This window comes from Flavilitoribacter nigricans DSM 23189 = NBRC 102662 (assembly GCF_002646595.1).
Classification (GTDB): domain Bacteria; phylum Bacteroidota; class Bacteroidia; order Chitinophagales; family Saprospiraceae; genus Flavilitoribacter; species Flavilitoribacter nigricans.
Map to the genome: position 1 here is coordinate 135,568 of NZ_PDUD01000025.1, position 20,805 is coordinate 156,372.

Here is a 20,805-nt window from a genome sequence, read left to right on the forward strand (position 1 = left end):
AAGCCTTACACCCGAATGCGACTGAGCAACTCGTCTTTTTTCGAACGGGACACATTGAGGGAAGCTCCGTTTACCATTTCCACGTAACCACCATCGCCACGGTAGTATTTTTTCAGGTGATTAAGGTTGATCAAAAAGGATTGGTGAATGCGACAGAACTCGGTCTGCCCCAGGAGCTGATCGAAATCCTTGAGGGTTTTGGCCGAGTAGAGTTTCCGGTTATTGGTCAGATGGACGTAGGAGTAATTACTGTCCGCCTCGCAATACAGGATCTCCTGGATGAGCACGAAATCAATTCCCGATTTGGTGGGGATGCCAATCCGTTGTAAACTGGATGCAGGGTTCATATTTTCCTGCAAATGGGTCAGCTGTTCCCGGGTGATCATTCGGCTGTGTTTTGCTTCTACCTTGCGCACGGCAGTAATGAGCTCCTGGTAATCAATGGGCTTCAGCAGGTAATCAATGGCGCTGAGCCGAAAGGCCTGTACGGCATACTGATCGTGGGCTGTGGTGAAAATGACATCAAACGAAATTTCCCCGACAACTTCGAGCAGTTCCAGTCCGCTCATCCACGGCATGTTAATGTCCAGAAATACCAGGTCGGGTTGGTGTTGACGGATGGCCAGCAGGCCCTCTTTGGCCGAAGTACATTGCTCCAGCAGTCGGACCTGTGGACAGTAACTGTCCAGGTCGTTCGCGAGGGTGCGAATGCATTGGGGTTCGTCATCGATGATGATGGCATTGATCATGAGGTGTTTTTTGTTTGAAAGTTGTGCCAAACGGCGCAGTTTTCTCCGAATACCGGCAGTAATGTCGCTTACCCCTTTATGGATAGATCTCCGAACGGTGATGATCATCGTCATTGAAATTTTACGGACAGGAATGGAAATTGCCCGTCAGAGTGCGAATTCATTAAGCCAATATAAAAAGCCTGACCTGTAAAAGTGTAACGCCAGTTAGTATTAAGCGGAGGTGCTGAGTAATTGCCGGGAACCTGGCCGAAATGGATAGCGGCAACCCGGAAAATACACGAAGCTTAATTTACAAAAGTTTGCAGGATAGTGCCGTATTGCTCTGTCTTTCCGGTATGTTTTCTTTGCTGTAAAATTGGTCACCGGGGCGTTGCCCGATATCTGGGATTTAGGAGGCGGAGCCCATAAAATGAATGGTGTGGGGGAAATTCCGGGCAAAAAAGGGGGGCAAACCGATTAAATGCGAGTTATTCTCTTTTACATTAAAATTCTTTCCCAATTTCCTACTATCTTGTAGGTCCGAAAAAAAATAGCTTTCGAATTCTGTCTACTGAGTCATTAACCTCCTTCAATATAAAAAACGAAACACAATGGAAAAACAAGGAAGTAACAACATGGGCCGCCGCAAATTTGTAAAAGCCTCCGGTTTGGCCGCCGGTGGTTTGATGTTGGCGCCTTCCGTTCTGTCGGCGAAAGCCCATATCGACGGGGATGATACCATTCGCATCGGATTGATCGGTTGCGGTGGTCGGGGAACTGGAGCGGCCATTCAGGCCCTATCCAGCGGACAAAACGTAAAACTGGTAGCGATGGCGGATGCCTTCCGCGATCGTCTGGACGATAGTTTCAAGAGGATCAAAAACGAACTCGCCGAACGCGAGATGGATGCTTCAATGCTGGCCGTTGACGAAGAAAATAAGTTCGATGGCTTTGAAGGCTACAAGAAGGTCATTCCTCTGGTAGATGTACTGGTAATTGCTACGCCTCCGGGCTTCCGGCCTATTCATTTTGAGGCAGCCGTTGAAGCGGACAAGCATGTATTTATGGAAAAACCCGTTGCGGTAGATGCTCCCGGTGTACGGCGGGTACTGGCGGCAGCGAAAAAAGCCAAAGCGAAGAAACTCAATGTCGTAGTTGGTCTGCAGCGCCACTACCAGGACAAATACCTGGGCTGGGTGGACATGATGCAGAACGGAGTTATCGGTGATATCACGACTTCTTACGTTTACTGGAACAGCGGTGGCGTATGGGTGCGTGACCGGAAACCGGGCATGACCGAAATGGAATACCAGATGTTGAACTGGTACTACTTCAACTGGCTCTGCGGGGACCACATCACGGAGCAGCACATCCACAACCTGGATGTGAGCAACTGGGTGAAACAGGCTTATCCCGTAGAGGCCCAGGGTATGGGTGGTCGCCATATGCGTACCGGTAAAGAACACGGTGAGATCTTTGACCACCACTACGTGGAATACGTTTACGCCGATGGTAGCCGGATGATCAGCCAGTGCCGCCACTGGAAAGGAACTGCCTCCAAAGTGACCGAGCAATTCCAGGGCACCAACGGTTCCGCACCGGAACCAGGTATTCTTCTGACGCGGAGCGGCCACACCATAATGGAGCACAAGTCCCGCAAAGATCCGAATCCATATCAGGTAGAGCATGATCTGTTATTCGATGCTATTGCCAAGGGCGAATACAAATACGCCGACGCCGAGAACGGGGCCAAGAGTACCATGACCTCTATCCTGGGACGGATGGCTACCTACAGTGGAGAAGTGGTTAAATGGGACGAAGCGATCGAATCCGAACTGAGCCTGGCTCCGGAGCGCTACGCCTGGGATGCCAACCCGCCGATCCTGCCGAATCCGGATGGCTACTATCCGGTACCGATGCCGGGTGAGACGAAAGTCATGTAATGAAGATCAATCAGCAGATTTTTTAAGCAGAAAGTCTGCCCGAAATAAGTTGCCACGAATCGGCCCGAACGGGTTTATTCGTGGCATTTTTTTTGCAAAAAAAGTAATGGGGAGCGCACCTTTTCCAGGCTTTGCAGATTTCATGAGATGTAAAATACACCGTGATCCGGGGTGCTGATACCTAAGTTTCCGGACGCTGTGGTCAACTGTCAACCATCAAAAGCAAAGCCTCATGCCAATCATTTTCGGTGCTTTAGGATTACTGTTTCCCCGCGTACTCATTATTGTACTTTGGTTATTTACCAACTGGTTTCGCGGCGTTTTTGATAATGTGATCTATCTTCTCCTGGGACTGATCTTCCTGCCCTTATCCACCCTTTGGTACGGAGTCGTCATCCACTATTTCAGTGGTGCCTGGACGCCAATACCGATTATCGGTATGGTCGTTGCCGTAATAGTCGATCTGGGAGGTTTGCGTTCTTCCCGGAAGTTGTGGTAAACCGGGGATCATCCTGCATTTAGCGTAGTAAGATTCCGATTGTATTCCGGCCGGCTAAAGTGGGCGTGGCGGAGCTATGGCCGCATCTTGAAGAAAGGGATCTCCAGTCGGACGGTTCTAAAATCGTCCGACTGGAAAATAAGTATTACAGATAAAACCGGAAGCCTAATCCACCGCCGATATCACTGGCGGTCCGGTCTACCAGTAACAGCCGGGGAGTGACCCGCACATAGATCTCAACCCGGTCAATGTAAACATTGAAACCAGCCGTGCCGCTCACGCCGAAATTCACGTCATTATCGCCGTCAAAAAGTCTGCGGTCGTTGCGTTCCCGCAGGCCGATGAAGGCTCCCGGACCGTAAAAGAAATTGAAGTCTCCGGATCCTCCCAGAGATTTTTCCCAGGTGCCGTGTACGTTAGCGTAGAAGAAATCATCCAGATCCCAGGCCAGCAATATGTCGGCCGACATCCGGCCCGGTTGGTAGATCCGCAGGGAAAGTCCGCTGGGTTCCCCAAATTGGATACCCAGGCCGAAATTGCCGCCACTCGGCTGAGCGTAGGCTTGCGGAAGGTTCAGCATGCAGCAGATCAGGACAAAAAAGGGAACAATAAGATGGCGTTTTGATGCTTTACTCATGGAAATGAATTTGTTAATGTAAGTAGTGATGCTGTTGCGCAGTTAAACGTTCGATCGGGGGGCTGGTTTCAGGTGCCTTCTTGCGGTGCACCATTTTTCATTTTCGCTTAATCCATTTGTTAGTCATTACTTAACTATCAGTTTTTCTGTTAAATTGTTCGGATAATACGAATGATGATGAAAAATTGCCTGCTGTCGGCCGTCTTCCTGCTGCTGTTGGGAGTGGCCTGTACGAGTGACCCGAACCCACCTGATCTTCTTCCGGTACCCACCAAATCGGAGGGTCCTTACCTGAAGGTATTGGGGATCGCCCAGGACGGCGGTTATCCCCATGCGGCCTGTGAAAAGGATTGTTGCGTTCCGGCCTGGGGAGAACCATCGCGCAGAAAAATGGTCAGTTGTATAGCGGTGATCGATCCGGCAAGCGGCCGGAACTGGATGCTGGATGCTACCCCGGATTTCAAAGATCAGCAACACTTGCTCAAGGCAGAAACCGGCCAGGATCTCAGTGGCATTTTTCTTACTCACGCTCATATCGGGCATTACACGGGCTTGATGCAATTGGGCCGCGAAGTGATCGGAACCGATCAGGTACCCGTCTACGCCATGCCCCGGATGCTGGATTATTTGCAGACTAACGGTCCGTGGAGCCAACTGGTAAGCCTGAATAATATTGCTTTACAACCATTGCATGCGGACAGTAGCGTGCAGCTCACTCCCGAGATCCGCGTCACGCCCTTTCGGGTACCGCACCGGGATGAATACTCCGAAACGGTCGGTTATCGCATCGACGGGCCGGATCGCTCGGCCATTTTTATTCCGGATATCGATAAATGGGAAAAATGGGATCGCAGCATTGACAGCCTCATTGGTACGGTAGATCATGCCTTCCTGGACGGTACCTTTTTTCAAAACGGTGAGATCGTCGGCCGGGACATGAGTGAGATCCCCCATCCCTTCATCCGCGAGAGTATGGGGCGTTTTCAATCTGCTGGAATAGATCCGGAACGGGTGGTCTTTATCCATTTCAATCACACCAATCCGGTGATGCAGGCGAACAGTCCGGAACGACAGGAAGTCCGGAAAGCCGGTTTCAGCGTGGCGGAAGAAGGGGAGGTCTGGCCGTTGTGACTTTGCTAACTCACCTTTATTGTCTTTTTTCCAATAACTGATTGGTCATTTTTTAATATTTGCCGGAAAATCACTCCTTCAACACCCATATCATGGATACGACCAAACGACCGAAGATCATTATAGCTCCCGATAAATTCAAAGGTTCACTTTCCGCAAGGGAAGTATGCGCGGCCATTCGCACCGGCATCCGGCAGGTAATACCGGAAGCGGAGATCGTAGAGCATCCTCTGGCCGACGGGGGAGAGGGCTCCCTCGATATTCTGGCGGACTTTTTGGAAGTGGAGGTAGTGGAAGCCATCGTTCAGGATCCACTGTTTCGCCCCCTACGGGCCACTTACCTCCGGCACGGAGAAACGGCCTTTGTTGAAATGGCGCGGGCTTCCGGCTTGCCACTACTTAAAGCTACGGAGCGCAGTGCACGGGCAACCACTACCTACGGTACCGGCCAACTGATCCGCAATGCCCTGCAACGCGGCAGCCGGGAGATCATGCTTTTTGTGGGAGGCAGCGCCACGACCGACGGAGGGATCGGGATGGCCAGCGCTTTGGGATACCGATTCCTGGACAAGCACGGAGCGCCGGTCAAACCCGTAGGAGAAGATCTCATGCGCATCGAACGGATCGATGGAGATCAGCGATATGTCGATCCGGCTACGATCCGTACTGTGGTGGTGAGTGATGTGAAAAATCCACTGTACGGCGAGCAGGGCGCTGCCAGGGTCTTCGGTCCGCAAAAAGGAGCCACGGAGCAGGATGTAGCGCTACTGGATGCGGGCCTGGAGCGACTGGCCGAACTGGTTAAGCGGGATCTGGGAGTAGAGATCGGCCAGATCCCGGGAGCAGGAGCCGCCGGTGGTCTGGGAGCAGGTGGCGTAGCTTTCCTGGGGGCAGAGATCCGTTCGGGCATTCATACTATGATCGGGATCACGCAATTGGCTCCCCATTTACAGGATGCCGACCTCATCATCACGGGAGAAGGGATGCTGGACCACCAGTCGCTCCAGGGAAAAGTAATAGCGGGGGTCGCCGAACTGGCCGGGGAGCACCGGATCCCCTGCGCGGTAATTGCCGGCAATACCTCGCTGCAACCAACCGAATACCGTCCGCTGGGAATTCAGCAGGTCTACACCGTTATGGAAGAAGGGTTAAGCCTGGAACAGGCTATCCGGGAAGCCCGGGATCGCGTGGAAAAGCTGGCTCAACGACTGGCCGGAGAATTGTTGGAGAAAAAATAAAATCGACCAAAATCACAGTTTATAAATACAGGCAATTGGCAAAAGCAGTAATTTTGCGCACCCAAAAAAATGATTTTGGGTAGTGGCTGAACGCCAGTCACTTAGCATGCTTTTGGGATGCAGTTGCGTACTGCTTCCGTTACCGTTAGGGGCCGTAGCTGGTCCGGGTTTGTTCAGTGCTTCCGGCACGGACGATCAATAACTGACCTTTTGGTATTTGTATGCAAACAACCATGGTTGCGGCGTCGGCTTTTGAAGCCCTGATCGACGGCATTACCGATCATCACTACGCCGTTTTGGATGACTTCCTGAGTATGGAGGAAGTAAACAGCCTGCGTCAGAGTTTTGAAGAAAAACTGGAAGCGGGCGCTTTTCACCGGGCCGGTATTGGTCAGGGTGAACAATTCACCAAGGATAAAACTTTTCGCGGTGATCTGATCCATTGGCTCGAACGGGCCTCGGCTACCCCGGCGGGTTTGTCCTTTCTGGATAAGATGGATACTTTCATGTCCTATCTCAACCGCACCTGTTATACCGGGCTCACCGGTTTTGAATTCCACTACGCAGTGTATCCCGTGGGAACGTTTTACCAACGGCACCTGGACCAGTTCCGGCAGGACGACAGCCGCCGTTATTCGGTGATCTGTTACCTGAATGAGAACTGGCAGCCGGAACACGGTGGTGAACTGGTAATCTACCTTCCGGACCGGGAGGAAGTGATCCTTCCCCGTGGAGGACGAGTGGTCTTTTTTGAAAGTGCGTTGCTGGAACACGAAGTTAAAATAGCTACCCGTCCCCGGTACAGTCTGACGGGCTGGCTGCGGCGGGACGGCATGGTTTAGAACTGTGTTCCCCGGTAGGAATGGAAAAAATATAGATTTTCCGTAACTTGTTGGTTATAAAACGTATTAAAGAGCAGGTGAGTGGGGAAAGTGCAATTTTGTACCTTCCCACCACATCACTGCTCCACCTATTCAGTATAACCATGAGACGCGGACAAGGACTAGACCATCCCGAAAACACCAATTGGACCGGTAACGGCAAGAATTATTTCTTAGGCATCGGTATTGATCGTTATTTGCATTGGGACCAGTTAAACAACGCGGTCAAAGATGTGAACGATTTTATAAAGGTGCTGACCAGTCAGTACCAATTCGAGCCGGATGAGGTCCATACCCTGTTTGATACCGATGCAACGGAGGGTAAGATCTACCATAAGATCCGGGAGCTCAAACGGACCATCCGGCCGGGAGATAATCTCGTGGTGTACTATTCCGGACACGGCCATTACGACGAAGAATTCGAAGAAGGTTACTGGATCCCGGTTGATGCCGACAAAACGAGCGAGGATCGTTTTATTTCCAACGCCAACATTATCAAGCGGATCAATGCCATCGATACCCAGCATACGCTGATGATCGTGGATTCCTGCTTTTCCGGCACGCTGGTGGTGAAAAAGCGGAGTGGCCTCACCGATGAACGTTTTAAGAGTCGCCGTATACTCGCCTCCGGCCGCCAGGAAACCGTCGCCGACGGCCTGCCGGGACAAAATTCTCCCTTTGCGGCGGGCATTCTGACCTATCTCAAAAAGAATACGGAAAAAGCCATCAACACGACGACCCTGGTGCAGTACGTCAAGGATTTTGTGGAAACCAAAGCCCGACAGACTCCGGTAGAAGGTCGCATTCAAAACTCAGCCGATGAGGGAGGAGAGTTCGTATTCCACCTGAAAATGGACGAAAGGGGCCTTTGGGAAAGCGTGCAGTCAAAAGATTCAGCGGAAGCTTACGCCAATTATCTGGATTACTATCCGCAGGGACTTTACGCCAATCAGGCGGAAAAGCGGATCCTGGACCTCAAGGAAGACGATATCTGGCACAGCGCCAAGATCAAAGATAGTGAGCTGGCTTACGAAAATTACCTCAAAAAATACTCCCCCAAAGGCAAGTACGTAAAGGAGGCCAATACCCGTTTGGGGCAATTGCAGGCAGCCCAGCAGGAAAGAAGGCAGACCCTGGATGAAATGGCCAAAAAGGAAGATGAGCGCGATCGGATCCGACAGTCATACGATTCCCTGATCGCCGAAGCGGAAAGCCTTTTTACGGGCAAACAACTGAGTCAGGCCCGGGAACGCTACCGCGAAGCGCTGCGCTACTATATGAATGGTTTTGTGCCCAAAACGGATTACATCGAGGAGCAGATCAATTTTTGCAGCAACGGCATCAAGTTTTTGGAACACTACGAAAATGGCCGCCGGGCCATGGATAATTACAATTACCGCCTGGCCCTGCAGTATTTTGGCGAAGCCCTCAAGGTGGACGATAACCCGAAAGTAGAAGACCTGATCAGCTACTGCCGGTTGAAACTGAAAGAAAAAACGGCGGCGGATGCGCCGATGGAGAACAAACACATTGAGGTAAATAAGACGGTCCATGTGCAGGAGGATACTACCCAGAAAATTTATCAGCCTCCTCTCAAAAAGAAGCGGTCCCCGCTCAAGTTTGCCTTAATATTCGGTGGAGTGTTCATTGCTTTGATCGTGGTGGCGATGATCGCCGCCGAATCGGATAATTATGAGCCCGATTATACGGAAGAAACCTACCCGGTCTACGAGGAAGGCGAAGAGCAGACCAGCGGTACGGAGACGGAATTTATTGACGATACGCCCGTCAGCCCTCCGCCCGCACCGGCTGCTGATTATGCTTCTTTGATCATCGGCAGTTGGGTGATGACGGATTTTTATTCGGATGATCCCAATGCGGATATGTGGCTGCAGTCGATGAAAGGATTGCAGGCAACCTACACTTTTTACACCAATGGTCAGATGAATATGTTTACCAGTTTGACCAATTCGAATTATTACTACTATCTGAACGGGGAACAGTTGACCATTCAGGGAGCCGTACCGAACGCCCATATCGATGAGTTAAGCCGGCAGGATCTGGTGCTCACGCTCTACGAGAACCAGAATGGTTATAGCTTTTCGGTGACCTTCGAGTTTAGAAAAATGGATTGACCACCCAATTCAGTTCCCCGCTGATGAAATAGTATACCAATCCGGAAAGCACGGGAGCCAGCACCGAAGCGGCCATGAAATAGTAGTACCAGCGTGGCACCCGGGATTTTTCGATCAGTTCAACTCCGAGCGATACGAGCAGGATCATAAAACTGATACAGGTGAGGATCAGACTGAGCAAACTGGCCAGGTAATCGTTATACATCCACATGGCCATATAAATGACGATCTCAATTAGAAATACTTCCAGCGGACCGATCGGCGGTTCGTAATCTTTTCCTAAGGCCATTTATCTGAACGGTTAGGTAGTAAATGATGAATTCCTCTGGAAGTGATCGTATGTTCGGTTTGTTTTCTACCGTGAGCGTACGGAGCGAATGTCCGTATGCGGAGATCACTTCACGGTCTAAAGGTAGCTATAAAGTAGTTATTTACCAGCTACTTCGACGGGCATCGGCCGTAGATAGACGGGGTGCGCCTAAACGCTAACTGTTCACTGCTCTTCCACGTTCAGGATAAATCCAACCCGAAATACATTTTCTATCGATACCGTTTCGTCGTGACGTAATAATTTACGCAGGCGACTGATGAAAACGTCAAAGCTGCGGCCGAGAAAATAATCGTTCTTGCCGTAGATGGTTTCCACCGCTTCCTCCCGTTTCAGGATCCGGTTCTTATTCCGGCAGAGCAGGCAGAGGACCTCGTTCTCTTTCTCCGTCAGGCGGTGGGCCTGGTCCTGAAAGCGTAATTCCTGCCTTTCGTAATCAAAAAAATAATCTCCGATGGTGAACTGAGTAGGCAGATGGGCATCGGATGCTTCCTCGTGGCGACGCAGGATCACCCGGATCTTACACAGTAATTCGTCCTCATCGAACGGTTTGGTCAGGTAATCCTCGGCGCCCAGCGCATAGGCTTTCAGCTTATCGCTTTTCAGCAAACGGGCGGTGAGAAAAAGGAAGGGGAGTTTGGGATGGGATTGTTTCAGGTGCCGGGCCAGGTTGAAGCCATCCATACCCGGCATCATGATATCCAGGATGCTCAGGTGATAGGTTTGGGATTTCAATTGTTGCAATCCCGTGAGGGCATCCCGGCACCACTTGATCTCGTATCCTTCGGATTCGAGGTATTCCATCAGGAGGAAGCCCAGGTTCATGTCGTCTTCTACCAGCAGTATGCGTTGTTTGGGGATCATGAGTGCGTTGTTGGTTCGGGTAGGGAAATATCAAAGCGGGTACCGGCTCCGGGGCTGCTGTTAACCGCAATGCTTCCTCCGTGCAGTTCGATCACCCGTTTTACGTAGGCCAGTCCCAATCCAAATCCTTTGCGGTTGGGGGCTTGCCGGCTTTGGTAGAACTTCTCAAATACTTTATGGCTTTCCGCTTCCGCCCAACCCTGACCGTTATCCCGGAGCGAAAGCTCAACCCCGCGGCCCGATGCCTGCAAACCCAGGCGGATGTCCGGTACCTGGGTACAGTATTTCATCGCATTGTCCAGCAAATTCCGAATGGCATTGCCCAGATGGAGCGGATCCACAGCCTGAAAAACCGGATCATGGGGGAGGTCCAGGCTGATCCTGGCCCGGCATTCCAGTTGCCGGAGCTCCATGCTTTTTACCGTTTCCCGCAGCAGTTGGCCGATATCCGTTTCTTTTCGCTGGAGGTCAAAATCGTGTTTTTCCAATCGGGCCAGATGGAGAACCTGCTCCACCTGCTCCATGAGGTGGTTGCCCTCTTCCCGGATTATGCGGAGATAAGGAGAATCGCTGAGTTGCAGTTCTTTCTTTTCCAGCATTTTACCCGCCAGGCGTATATTGGTCAGTGGCGTGCGGAATTCGTGAGCCATGTGATTGAAAAACTCCCGGTTGAGATCGCTCATCCGTTTCTGTCGTAGCAAATGATAGGTAGCCAGAGCAAAAATGGTACAAATAAAGAGCAGAATAAAGATAGACGAGCCGATCATACCACCCATCTGGGCCAGAAAAAATGACTCTTTGTCTTCAAAATTCAGTTGCAGATAGTGGTCGTCATTGTCCAGCAGCGGATTCAGTGTACAGGAGTAGGGGGGCAGCTCATCCGGATTGTCCGGGGAATCCTTCGTGTGGATATTGGCCCGGTAGGGCAGGTCGATCTGATAAAAGTGTAATGCGGTCTGTAGGGTTTGATCAAAAATATCCGAAGCCAGTAGGGTATCCAATGGCTGGTGGCAGTTCATCGCGGTCATATTGGAACAGGCGGATGCCTTGATGCTGCCGCATCCGTCCTCCACGGCGAGCTTCTCTACGGTATTGCACAGAGCCAGATTAACGCGTTGGTTGAATTGCTCCTCCAGCAACTCCTGGGAATGCTGCATCCAGCGCACCTGAAAGGCAATGAGCGCCAGCATAGCCAGTGCGGAGGCAGTGATCAGGGCTGTTATCCAGTTGAATTTCATGATTCAGAGGTATGATGACTGCAAAATAAAGGCATTCTCGGGGCCTGACCATCCGGATTAACAGCTCTTTAACAAGTGACTAACAGGCTTAAAACAGCTTGGAAAAGCCTCATGCCCTAGATTTGTGATGGAATTGGAACTAACAGATCCAGCGTGAAAATATGGCGCATTCCAGATTTTCGGTGGAATCGATCCTGACTTTCCCGTTCTCCGGTAGCTCAGCGGAACTGAGTGCATTTAAAACCACATTATTATGATCCGGAAAATTATTTTTCTCAGCTTGATTTGCTGCCTGGGTATTACCTTCTCCCTGCAGGCCCAGCAGGCTACAAAACCCAGCCACTGTGCGAAAATGCACAAAATGCAGACCAGTGCAACCCTGGAATCCCCGATCGTAACTACTGTCGCAGTACCCGTTTCCGACAGAGGTGCCCTTTCTGCCAGCCCGGCCTCTGCAACGCCGGTCTCCGGCAAAGCAGTAAATTGTTCACCCAAAGATTGTGATCCGAGCCAGTGCGATCCGGCCAAGTGCCCACCAAAAAGTTGTGATCCGAGTGAATGTGAGACAAAAACCGCCGGCCAGAGTGATGCGAAAGCCAGTCTGGTTAGTAAACCGGCAACATGCCAGCCCAGTCAGTGTCAGAAAATGAAGGCAGGGATTTAAGGTGGACGGTTGCCGGTGGCTATTGTGCGGCCGGCAATCATCCGTTTATAAGTGAAGATTAGAGACAAGAACCTTTATGAACAAGGATTAACTATCCGGCTAATAAATATTACCTGACTAGCGATTCCAAAGACCCTTCTGTTCCTGATCGTCCGGTTTCCAGTTAGGATCACGGCCTATACGTTGCAATAATGCCGGATCGACCTGCATACGCATCTGGTAACCCAAACTTTCGAGTTCGATCAGGAAATTCTTATCGTTTTCCTTTTTCACCAGTTTACCTTTAAGACCGGTAAGCTGGCCGGCGATGACCTCTACATCGTCTCCGGGAAGATATTCCGAAGGGCTCACTTCTATTTCGATCGCTTCACCCACTACCCGCTGGATAACCTGGATCTCCGCATCCGGAATGGAGATCAGATTCTTGGAAAAACGCACGAACTTTACCACATCCTGGGTCTCCAGAACGGGGATATATTCTTTTTTGGTGATCTTGGTAAACAGGTAGCAGTTGATCAATGGCAACTCTACGTGCTTCACCTTGCGCACATAACGCCGGGTAAATTTCTGAAGGGGCAGGTAAACTTCAATGCCCTTTTGTTGCAGCCTTTGGGCAACCATTTTTTCCCGCTTGTAGCGGGTATAAATCGCAAACCATTTGGCTTCGGTTTCATCCAGGTGATTTTCGTAGTCTTTTTGGCTTCGGGAATTACTCATACGCAAATCATTAAATAACTAAAAAAGGATTACAGTCGCCAATAAACCAGTTTGGGATCATCTGGCCGATCGTATATAGCCTTTAGATCAAATAGGATCGGCTTCCCGTTCATGATGGATTTGAAATAGTCGATATTCAGCTCCTTATATTGATCGTGATTGACCGCTACGATTACCGCATCGTAATTATCGGAGATCTGATCCACCATACTGAACCGGTATTCATGCGCTACTTCATTCGGCGAGGCGTAGGGATCCGTAATGTGGACATTGATCGAGAATTCCATCAGCTCCCGTACCAGATCGGCGATCTTACTATTGCGAATATCGGCAACATTTTCCTTAAAAGTAATGCCGAGTACCAGGACTTTCGTATCCCCCGGGTTCTTTCCGGCCTGGATCATGAACTGTACCAACTTTTTCGCGATGTAGGCCGGCATTTCGTCATTAATGCGCCGGCCGCTGGTAATGATCTGGGCGTTGTACCCCAACTTTTTGGACTTGTGCAGCAGATAATAAGGATCGACTCCAATACAGTGACCCCCGACCAATCCCGGATAGAATTTTAGGAAATTCCACTTGGTACCGGCAGCTTTAAGCACTTCCTGCGTGTCGATGCCCATCCGGTCAAAGATGAGCGACAACTCGTTCATAAAGGCAATGTTGAGGTCGCGCTGCGTATTTTCGATCACCTTGGCGGCTTCGGCAACTTTGATCGAGGAGGCTTCATAAATACCCGCCTGGATAATGTCTCCGTAGGTTTTCGAAATATTTTCAAGCGCTTCGGCATCGTTACCCGAAACGATCTTCAGGATCTTTTCGATCGTATGCTCCTTATCCCCTGGGTTGATACGCTCCGGAGAATAACCTATTTTAAAATCTCCCTTTGCCAGGCTCAGTCCGGATTCTTCCTCCAGAATGGGTAGACAGTCTTCTTCTGTACAGCCGGGATACACGGTTGATTCGAAAATTACGTAGTCGCCTTTTTTGAGGGCTTTTCCCACCGTACGGGAAGCCGATAATACCGGTCGGAGATCGGGTGTGAGGTGTTCATCTACCGGAGTGGGAACGGCAACTATATGAAACTGGGCAGTTTTCAGATCATCGCCATTACTGGTGAAAGTAATTTCTCGATTTTCAAAGTCCGAGGATTCCAGTTCTTTGGATGGGTCTTCTCCGGCTCGCATCATGGCTACCCGGGTTTCATTAATATCAAATCCAATTACTTTGAACTTTTTGGCAAATGCAAGCGCAAGTGGTAGCCCAACGTAGCCTAATCCGATAACGGAGATGATGTTTTCTTTGGTCTTAAGCTTTTCGTACACTATTGTTTAACTTTAATCTTATCCTTTGTACCTGCTATGCAAGTCGGTAATTGGATATTTTACAGATTTAAAAATGGATGGTATACTGTCTGGGGAACAGTACAGATCGGCGCGAAAATAAGTCAAGTTTTTTAAAAACTACATGGGGGAGTTTACAGCGAAACTTAAATGCCGCCATAATGTTTGTATGACCGGGCAAAATTCCCGAAAAATATCAACCTAATCGCTGCAAGGTCCGTTCCGCCATCATTTCCCCGATCGATAGCGATGCCGTAGCTGCCGGTGAGGGCGCGTTACAGAGATTTATCACCAGATCAGCCTCTTTAACGCGATAATCATCGATCAGATTGCCATCCGGATCGCAGGCCATAGCCCGTACTCCGGCCCGCCCGCGCACGAGATCGGCTTCCTGTACTTCCGGGATGAGGTGTTGAAGGGCCCGCACAAAAGCCCGTTTGGAAAAAGAGCGATACAGTTCTCCCAGACCATCGCGCCAGTAGCGCCGGGCAATTTCCTGAAATCCGGGGTAGCGCAGCGTTTCCAGCAATTCCTGTCCATCGACATCCCAACGGCTGTAGCCTTCCCGCTTGAAAGCCAGTACTGCATTGGGGCCAGCTTCGATCCCACCTTCGATCATCCGGGTGTAATGCACTCCCAGAAATGGGAAATTGGGGTTGGGGACGGGATAAATGAGATGTTTAGCGAGATACCGTTTTTCGGGGATCAGTTCGTAGTATTCACCCCGGAACGGCAGGATCTGGATCTGCACCTCAGGCATGGTCATCGCAGTGATCTTATCAGAATATAATCCGGCACAGTTGACGATCATTCGGGTGGTAAAATCGCCCTGGGAGGTCGTAATGGTGGCGGTGCCGTTGCGGCGGTCGATCCCGTGTACCTCTGTATTGAACTGTATCTCTGCATTCCTTTTGCCAATGATATCGGCGTAGGTTTCCGCAACCCTTCGGTAACTAATAATCCCGGCCTGCGGCACTTCAATGGCAGATACCGAGCGTACGTGCGGTTCGATCTCCCGAACCTGTTCGGGTGGCAGGATCTTAATTCCTTCCAATCCGTTTGCTTTTCCCCGTGATAAGATCTTTTCCAGTCGAGGGCGCTCTTCCTCGCGGGTGGCGACGATCACTTTTCCGCAAATTTCGTAGGGAACATCGTATTGATCACAAAAATCGATCAGGTAGCGGTATCCCCGTCGGCAGTTAAGTGCCTTGCTGCCGCCGGGTTGATAATAGATCCCGGAGTGGATCACGCCACTGTTATTCCCGCTTTGATGTTTTGCCGGGGCTTCTTCTTTTTCCAGGACAAGAATCCGGAGGTCCGGCCGGCGTTCACTGAGCTGAAACGCCGTAGCCAGGCCAACGATACCCGCTCCGATGATCGTCACATCGTAAGCCATAGTAAAATTGGATTAGTTACAGCTGCTAGATAAGCAAAATTCTGCTGTAGCCCCCGCAAGGTGAGGTGAAAAATAGGGATGAGGGGTTCAGCAAATAGAGCATAACCCTCATCCCTACCTGCTTATTGGGTTTTAAAAAATCTACTGGTGTAAGTAATGTCTTTGTCGGCAACACTGAAAATATAAGTGCCGGAAGGCAGGTCCTGAACGGAAATATCCAGCGCTTCCGTTTCGGGGGTGACTCTGCCGGTGCGTACTACCTGCCCCAGCGAGGAATAAATGATGTACGGAAGTTCCCGCTGGGCTTTGAAACCCAGTTCCACCCGGATCTGAACACTGGCTGCCGTCGGGTATAATTTGATGGGGGATGGAGCCGCCGGTCGCTCGGTAAGTTCCACAGCGATAACATCGTGATAAGTAGCCGTACCGTCAAAGTCCATCTGGCGCAGGCGGTAGTAATTGGTGCCGGGTTGCGCCTGGCGGTCCAGGAAATGATAGTTCCGGGGTACACTGGAAGTGCCGGCTCCCTTTACTTTACCGATCTCCCGGAAGCTGACGCCTTCTGTGCTGTGTTCTACGGCCATGAAATCGTTGTTGAGCTCAGTGGCAGTTTCCCATTCCAGCAGGATCTTATCTTCCTGGGGATAACCCTCAAAACGAACGAGTTCTATCGGGAGTACGACATTACAGTCCGTTACAAGTAATTCGAGTGTTTCGACGCAATCGATGAATTTCTTGTCCCGAACGTGCACGGTATAGACGTTGCCTGCGGTAAAACCGCTTACAATACTGCCGCTGTTCACGTACCCCATCATGCCGATACCCTCTACAAAAAACTCGGCATCGCAAACGCTAACGGCATCGAGTTGTAACTGGATACCACTATCACAATTGACGGCATAGTTCAGGTCGGTGGGTGTGGCGCTGACTCCGGTCACCCTGACGTAATTGAGGCTGTGACCTTCAAAGACCTTATCGCTGAAAAAGCGCACGGCAACCTGGATCTGCGTGTAGGTGGTCATGGCCGAACAGAAGTTCAACAAAGCCTGACTGGAGGTATAGGTGATCGTTCCGTAGGGCCCAACGGCCGTAAAAAGGTCCGTGAAGGTTTCTTCGCCCTCATCGTTGAAGATGGTGATATCAACGGCAACATAGTCGATGTCGTCCGAACCGGAAGTAGTTGCGTTGAGGTTGTCTCCGGCGATAAACTGGATATCCAGCTTGATGTCACCGTAGCAGGAAATGTCGATGAGGTCCGTCTCCCATACCAGTTCGCCATCATCAACGGAATTCGTTTCCAGGCGGTTGTCGGTACCATTGACGGAAAATCGGCCGAAAGAGGGGTGAAAAGTTGCCGTGCCTTTGTACGCAATTCCCTGTCCGATTGGAATAGAGGTTACCAGTGGATCCGGATCGGGGAAGCCGATACCGGCCTCGACGGTGGAAAAATCCTCCAAATAGATAGTTTCCGCAACCTGGGCGTTAGTCATAAATGGGGTCAGGCAGAAACTGAGCAGAGCGTAAAATAGTCTGTTCATGTTAATGTGTTTTCTCTTAAGTAATGACGTTAGTCTCCGTGCGAGGTGCACAGAGAATGTATGATTGTACCTAGTATGTGTTAATTATAAGAACGGATAGGGAATCTGGACTGGGCCTTTACCCAATCAATTGACGGATCAGGTCGTTGACATTTTTTCCTCAATTGCTGAAGGGACCAAGTAATAACTCGTAATGAAAATGAGACTTTGTTAGTGGCGGAGGACAAGTTTTAACCCTACAAATATAAGTTTTTGGACAAGATTATTAAATCCAGGGGTGAAAATCCGCGGGTTTTCCACGATAAATGCGGATCAGGGACCGGGAAAGCGTTTGCCGGTAGTTAATGGGGAATGCCTATAACAGGCATCCCCCGAATGTGCTTTATATTATAAAGATCACTAAGTAAATCCGAATAAACGAAACTCTGCGCGCGTAGGGGCAGCACCTAGTTCGACCTGAAAAAACGTCGGCTCTCCGATTGGGATTGAACGAAATACCACCCGGCCGGCAACTCATTCACGGCAATTCTCCGAACCTCACCGGGTTGACCGGGAGCAATAGTTTTAAGCAATTCGCCCTTCATATTCCATAAAAACAGTGGTTGCTGCGACTGATCATTACTAAACCGTACCTGGATTTGCTCCGAGCAAATGCTCGGCCAGATCGCAAATCGTGCAAGCTCACTGGTAGTAAATAAGACATGGACAATAGAATGGACCTCTTCGGTGCCGTCAAAATCTACCTGGCGCAGCCGGTAATAATTATCATTTGCCAGTGGCGCTTGATCTGTGAAGTCGTAATACTGTTCGCTCTGGGTAGTGCCTGCTCCTTTTATCTTTCCGATTGGCTGAAAGGTAACCCCGTCGCCGCTTCGTTCCAGCTGGAAATAGTCATTATTGACCTCCATGGCGGTAACCCAATGTAGTTCGATTTGATCAGCTTCCCGTCTGGCTGCAAACGCTTGCAGATTAACTGGTAACAAGGCACCGGAGATAGATACATTATCCAGCCGAATGGTAGCCGCCTGGGCCGCCACGTTCTGGCCGTAGGGGTAGATCCGGATTTTGATCGTTGAACCCGGCAATAAATTTGCTCCTACACTACCGCCGTGACTGGAACAACCACCGGTACTCTGCGTTCCGGAAAACATAAATTGAGAGGTGATAAAATTGTTCTTACTGTAGTAGACATCGAAACTCAGGGCACTATTGTCGGAAGAGGCATTGGAGGAAAAAGAGAAGTAATCGATCGCAAAGTATTCCCCCGGGTCCGCTTTTACGGAAAATTCCAGGTAAGCTCCCGGATCCCGACCGGCACTTGTCGGCCAGAAATTTGTCGACCAGGTTTCGCTCCCCGAACAGGCATCGGGACTGCCATTGTTGTTGCCGCCGCTAAGCGTAGCCGAAGCCCGTACCTGGGGGACTTTTTGCGATGGCGAAATGGGGAGGCTGGGTACCGCCGAACCAATATTTTCAAAGGTCCACTCGGCGATCTGAGCGTCGGCCTGCGGTTGGAAAAGTAGCAGTAGGACAAGCAGCCATCCAAAAAAGGTTAAGCCTTTCCAGTGGAAAGGAGTAAAAAAATAGCGCGTTTTCATACATCAAAGTTTTAGAATGAATAATAATTGCCCCAGATCATCAGAGCACGGGGGCTTTATTACTAAGGGTCAGAAAACCTTGATTTTCCATAAAATAAAAGCACTTTTTTTTGGGAACGAGACGGAGTGAGAATAGAATGAGTAAGAGCAGACTGACTGAATAAGGCATTGGTGCGATCGGTATGGCCAGAAGCATGCATAAATAAGGGCAGCCCTGTTTGATGTTGGGGCTGCCCTTATGAGGAGGCACAATGATGACCGTATGTGCAGTCAGTATACTAGCTCGGAGCTGACCTTAATGATTATTCATCTTGAGTACTCGCTTCACGATCTCTGTATCCGGGGTGCTCATCCGGATCAGGTAGACTCCCGGTGGAAGCTCACCGGCATCCCAGTCCAGATGGGTGACTCCGGCGGGTACCTTACCGGAATACAAATTGGCCAGAGCGATCCCCTGACTGTTCCAGAGACTGATGTCCACTTCCCGGCTTTCGTTCAGTTCCAATTCGATGCGATTGGTACTCGAAATGGGATTGGGATAAGTCCGGAGACTGGATGGCAATACTCCCGGATCATTTGACGTATCCGTAAGCGTTGACTGATCGGGGCACTCCGGATAGGGAGATACTGGCAGATTTTCTGCAAAAAACTCGCGACGTACCGGCCAGAAATCCGGATGGGATTCGTGTCCGGTAGCCGTGCCGTGCAGCATTTTTTTATCTCCGGGAATGGCATTAATTGCAGCAAAAACGGTCGACGGCGGGCACACATCATCTTTGTAACCCACTACATGCAGTGACTTCCCCTGAAAGCGACGGGCAAAAAACACCGCATCGTAATAGGCAGTTTCCCGCAGTACCTTATTGATATCCTTGCCCGTATCCCGGCCATTTTTTACCCAGTAAGGGAAGCCGCTCGGATGATCCTCCATGGCCCCCGCATGATCACAAAAGGCGGCCTGACTTTGCACCAGCAGTTGTACTCGTGGGTCCAGACCCGCCACCATAATGGCCAGACCGCCGCCCTGGCTTACGCCGGTGACTGCCAGATTGCGGCCATCGTATTCGGGCATCGTTTCGAGGTAGTCAATAGCACGGATGGTTCCCAGGACTGCAGCTTTGAAATAATTCCGGTTCCGGTCCATGTAATGGTCCTCGGGCTGGTAGGCAACTTCTTTGGGCACTTTCTTCTCCGCGTCGTAGCTGTGCACGCTCAGGGCAATGGCAATGGCACCTTCGCTGGCAAAATGTGAAGCGGGCCCAACCGGTTCGCGTCCGTAGCTGGGCAGTCGAACAATAGCGGGGTAGGGGCCGCTACAGGTTGGGATACTGATCCAGCCCGAGATGAACTTCTGATCGATATTATCGATCCGAAATTTATAGGAACGCTGACTGGCATCGCTCTTATCGCCCCGGTAGGTAAGGCTCACGTTATGAGCAATGGAGCGCGCCCGCTGCATGGCTGCATCCCAAAATGAGTCAAAATCCGATGGTTCGTCACCGTAGGCGCGGATCTCGCAGGGATCAACAGCTACTCCGCTGCGATGTGTTTTCCAGTTTTGGGTGACGCTCAATTCCAAAAAACCGGGTGCATTGAGTTTGGTTCGGATGTAGTGCGTTTCACCGGCTTTGAGTTGGAAGCTTCCCGTTTCCAGTACCGGACTTCTTTTGCTTTCGCGAATCGTGTATTCTACGGTGCCGGTCTCATTGGAGGTTACTTTGAATTTTATTTCCTGCCCCTGGTAATACATGGCCTTTTCCGGTCCGGCCCACAATTTGGTGCCGGGGTCGGCGGAATCAGGCATGTCGCAGGGAGATCGTTGGGAAAAAATCAAAATAGGCAATAGCAGCAATAGGGATGTAAGGAGGGTTTGGCAGTTCATAATAGCTGACAATGATTGTTTGAGTTAAAAAAATAGAATATG

Annotated in this window: 18 protein-coding genes; 7 read left to right on the forward strand and 11 right to left on the reverse strand. The window is 50.4% G+C overall.

Annotated features, from left to right (window positions below):
- Positions 1 to 5 precede the first annotated feature (5 nt).
- Positions 6 to 779 (reverse strand): LytR/AlgR family response regulator transcription factor, encoded by a 774-nt coding sequence (locus tag CRP01_RS21005; RefSeq protein ID WP_170110476.1) that lies wholly within the window; start codon positions 777 to 779, stop codon positions 6 to 8.
- A gap of 563 nt (positions 780 to 1,342) precedes the next feature.
- On the opposite strand from CRP01_RS21005, the gene CRP01_RS21010 reads away from it, so the two are divergent.
- The gene (locus CRP01_RS21010; protein ID WP_185154573.1) at positions 1,343 to 2,674 is read left to right on the forward strand and encodes a Gfo/Idh/MocA family protein; all 1,332 of its coding nucleotides are present in this window, start codon (positions 1,343 to 1,345) and stop codon (positions 2,672 to 2,674) included.
- A gap of 232 nt (positions 2,675 to 2,906) precedes the next feature.
- On the forward strand, positions 2,907 to 3,173 hold the full coding sequence (locus tag CRP01_RS21015; protein WP_099152071.1) for a hypothetical protein: 267 nt from the start codon (positions 2,907 to 2,909) through the stop codon (positions 3,171 to 3,173).
- Positions 3,174 to 3,318: 145 nt separating this feature from the next.
- Here CRP01_RS21015 and CRP01_RS21020 read toward each other — a convergent pair whose 3' ends face one another.
- Positions 3,319 to 3,810, reverse strand: a complete 492-nt coding sequence (locus CRP01_RS21020; RefSeq protein WP_099152072.1) for a hypothetical protein — start codon at positions 3,808 to 3,810, stop codon at positions 3,319 to 3,321.
- A 171-nt stretch (positions 3,811 to 3,981) separates the two neighbouring features.
- Between CRP01_RS21020 and CRP01_RS21025 the strand changes: the two genes are divergently transcribed.
- The 4 genes from CRP01_RS21025 (at position 3,982) to CRP01_RS21040 (ending at position 9,195) form a co-directional block, all read left to right on the forward strand.
- Positions 3,982 to 4,941 (forward strand): MBL fold metallo-hydrolase, encoded by a 960-nt coding sequence (locus tag CRP01_RS21025; protein ID WP_222845785.1) that lies wholly within the window; start codon positions 3,982 to 3,984, stop codon positions 4,939 to 4,941.
- A gap of 92 nt (positions 4,942 to 5,033) precedes the next feature.
- Positions 5,034 to 6,179: a glycerate kinase gene (locus tag CRP01_RS21030; RefSeq protein WP_143473475.1), complete on the forward strand. Its 1,146-nt coding sequence runs from the start codon at positions 5,034 to 5,036 to the stop codon at positions 6,177 to 6,179.
- A 221-nt stretch (positions 6,180 to 6,400) separates the two neighbouring features.
- Positions 6,401 to 7,021 carry a 2OG-Fe(II) oxygenase gene (locus CRP01_RS21035; RefSeq protein WP_222845786.1) on the forward strand — a complete coding sequence of 207 codons (621 nt, stop codon included), beginning with the start codon at positions 6,401 to 6,403 and terminating at the stop codon, positions 7,019 to 7,021.
- A gap of 143 nt (positions 7,022 to 7,164) precedes the next feature.
- A complete protein-coding gene (locus tag CRP01_RS21040; protein ID WP_099152075.1) occupies positions 7,165 to 9,195 on the forward strand; it encodes a caspase family protein in 2,031 nt (676 codons plus the stop codon).
- Here CRP01_RS21040 and CRP01_RS21045 read toward each other — a convergent pair.
- From CRP01_RS21045 to CRP01_RS21055, 3 genes are all read right to left on the reverse strand, one after another.
- Positions 9,179 to 9,484 (reverse strand): hypothetical protein, encoded by a 306-nt coding sequence (locus tag CRP01_RS21045; protein ID WP_099152076.1) that lies wholly within the window; start codon positions 9,482 to 9,484, stop codon positions 9,179 to 9,181. The genes CRP01_RS21040 and CRP01_RS21045 overlap by 17 nt on opposite strands.
- A 204-nt stretch (positions 9,485 to 9,688) precedes the next feature.
- On the reverse strand, positions 9,689 to 10,387 hold the full coding sequence (locus tag CRP01_RS21050) for a response regulator transcription factor (RefSeq protein ID WP_170110477.1): 699 nt from the start codon (positions 10,385 to 10,387) through the stop codon (positions 9,689 to 9,691).
- Positions 10,384 to 11,625, reverse strand: a complete 1,242-nt coding sequence (locus tag CRP01_RS21055) for a sensor histidine kinase (RefSeq protein ID WP_099152077.1) — start codon at positions 11,623 to 11,625, stop codon at positions 10,384 to 10,386. Before CRP01_RS21055 ends, CRP01_RS21050 begins: the two co-directional genes overlap by 4 nt.
- A 253-nt stretch (positions 11,626 to 11,878) precedes the next feature.
- Between CRP01_RS21055 and CRP01_RS21060 the strand changes: the two genes are divergently transcribed.
- Positions 11,879 to 12,289 (forward strand): hypothetical protein, encoded by a 411-nt coding sequence (locus tag CRP01_RS21060; RefSeq protein ID WP_099152078.1) that lies wholly within the window; start codon positions 11,879 to 11,881, stop codon positions 12,287 to 12,289.
- A gap of 117 nt (positions 12,290 to 12,406) precedes the next feature.
- On the opposite strand, the gene CRP01_RS21065 is transcribed toward CRP01_RS21060, so the two are convergent.
- The 6 genes from CRP01_RS21065 to CRP01_RS21090 form a co-directional block, all read right to left on the reverse strand.
- Complete coding sequence (locus CRP01_RS21065; protein WP_099152079.1) at positions 12,407 to 13,006, reverse strand: UpxY family transcription antiterminator; 600 nt, start codon at positions 13,004 to 13,006, stop codon at positions 12,407 to 12,409.
- A 29-nt stretch (positions 13,007 to 13,035) separates the two neighbouring features.
- A complete protein-coding gene (locus tag CRP01_RS21070; protein WP_099152080.1) occupies positions 13,036 to 14,331 on the reverse strand; it encodes a nucleotide sugar dehydrogenase in 1,296 nt (431 codons plus the stop codon).
- A gap of 214 nt (positions 14,332 to 14,545) precedes the next feature.
- Positions 14,546 to 15,745, reverse strand: a complete 1,200-nt coding sequence (gene lhgO / locus CRP01_RS21075) for an L-2-hydroxyglutarate oxidase (RefSeq protein ID WP_099152081.1) — start codon at positions 15,743 to 15,745, stop codon at positions 14,546 to 14,548.
- Positions 15,746 to 15,867: 122 nt separating this feature from the next.
- Positions 15,868 to 17,283, reverse strand: coding sequence for a T9SS type A sorting domain-containing protein (locus tag CRP01_RS21080; RefSeq protein WP_099152082.1), 1,416 nt, complete (start codon positions 17,281 to 17,283; stop codon positions 15,868 to 15,870).
- Positions 17,284 to 17,729: 446 nt separating this feature from the next.
- Positions 17,730 to 18,881: a hypothetical protein gene (locus tag CRP01_RS21085; protein ID WP_099152083.1), complete on the reverse strand. Its 1,152-nt coding sequence runs from the start codon at positions 18,879 to 18,881 to the stop codon at positions 17,730 to 17,732.
- Positions 18,882 to 19,176: 295 nt separating this feature from the next.
- Positions 19,177 to 20,685 (reverse strand): acetylxylan esterase, encoded by a 1,509-nt coding sequence (locus CRP01_RS21090; protein WP_170110478.1) that lies wholly within the window; start codon positions 20,683 to 20,685, stop codon positions 19,177 to 19,179.
- Between the last annotated feature and the right edge of the window lie 120 nt (positions 20,686 to 20,805).

What these genes read in the sequence shown, in the direction of transcription:
- CRP01_RS21025 (WP_222845785.1), top strand. Translation starts at nt 3,982, where the DNA reads ATGATGATGAAAAATTGCCTGCTGTCGGCCGTCTTCCTGCTGCTGTTG.
- CRP01_RS21015 (WP_099152071.1), top strand. Translation starts at nt 2,907, where the DNA reads ATGCCAATCATTTTCGGTGCTTTAGGATTACTGTTTCCCCGCGTACTC.
- CRP01_RS21090 (WP_170110478.1), bottom strand. Translation starts at nt 20,685, where the DNA reads ATGCCTGATTCCGCCGACCCCGGCACCAAATTGTGGGCCGGACCGGAA.
- CRP01_RS21020 (WP_099152072.1), bottom strand. Translation starts at nt 3,810, where the DNA reads ATGAGTAAAGCATCAAAACGCCATCTTATTGTTCCCTTTTTTGTCCTG.
- CRP01_RS21060 (WP_099152078.1), top strand. Translation starts at nt 11,879, where the DNA reads ATGATCCGGAAAATTATTTTTCTCAGCTTGATTTGCTGCCTGGGTATT.
- lhgO (WP_099152081.1), bottom strand. Translation starts at nt 15,745, where the DNA reads ATGGCTTACGATGTGACGATCATCGGAGCGGGTATCGTTGGCCTGGCT.
- CRP01_RS21040 (WP_099152075.1), top strand. Translation starts at nt 7,165, where the DNA reads ATGAGACGCGGACAAGGACTAGACCATCCCGAAAACACCAATTGGACC.
- CRP01_RS21010 (WP_185154573.1), top strand. Translation starts at nt 1,343, where the DNA reads ATGGAAAAACAAGGAAGTAACAACATGGGCCGCCGCAAATTTGTAAAA.
- CRP01_RS21045 (WP_099152076.1), bottom strand. Translation starts at nt 9,484, where the DNA reads ATGGCCTTAGGAAAAGATTACGAACCGCCGATCGGTCCGCTGGAAGTA.
- CRP01_RS21030 (WP_143473475.1), top strand. Translation starts at nt 5,034, where the DNA reads ATGGATACGACCAAACGACCGAAGATCATTATAGCTCCCGATAAATTC.
- CRP01_RS21085 (WP_099152083.1), bottom strand. Translation starts at nt 18,881, where the DNA reads ATGAAAACGCGCTATTTTTTTACTCCTTTCCACTGGAAAGGCTTAACC.
- CRP01_RS21035 (WP_222845786.1), top strand. Translation starts at nt 6,401, where the DNA reads ATGCAAACAACCATGGTTGCGGCGTCGGCTTTTGAAGCCCTGATCGAC.
- CRP01_RS21065 (WP_099152079.1), bottom strand. Translation starts at nt 13,006, where the DNA reads ATGAGTAATTCCCGAAGCCAAAAAGACTACGAAAATCACCTGGATGAA.
- CRP01_RS21050 (WP_170110477.1), bottom strand. Translation starts at nt 10,387, where the DNA reads ATGATCCCCAAACAACGCATACTGCTGGTAGAAGACGACATGAACCTG.
- CRP01_RS21080 (WP_099152082.1), bottom strand. Translation starts at nt 17,283, where the DNA reads ATGAACAGACTATTTTACGCTCTGCTCAGTTTCTGCCTGACCCCATTT.
- CRP01_RS21055 (WP_099152077.1), bottom strand. Translation starts at nt 11,625, where the DNA reads ATGAAATTCAACTGGATAACAGCCCTGATCACTGCCTCCGCACTGGCT.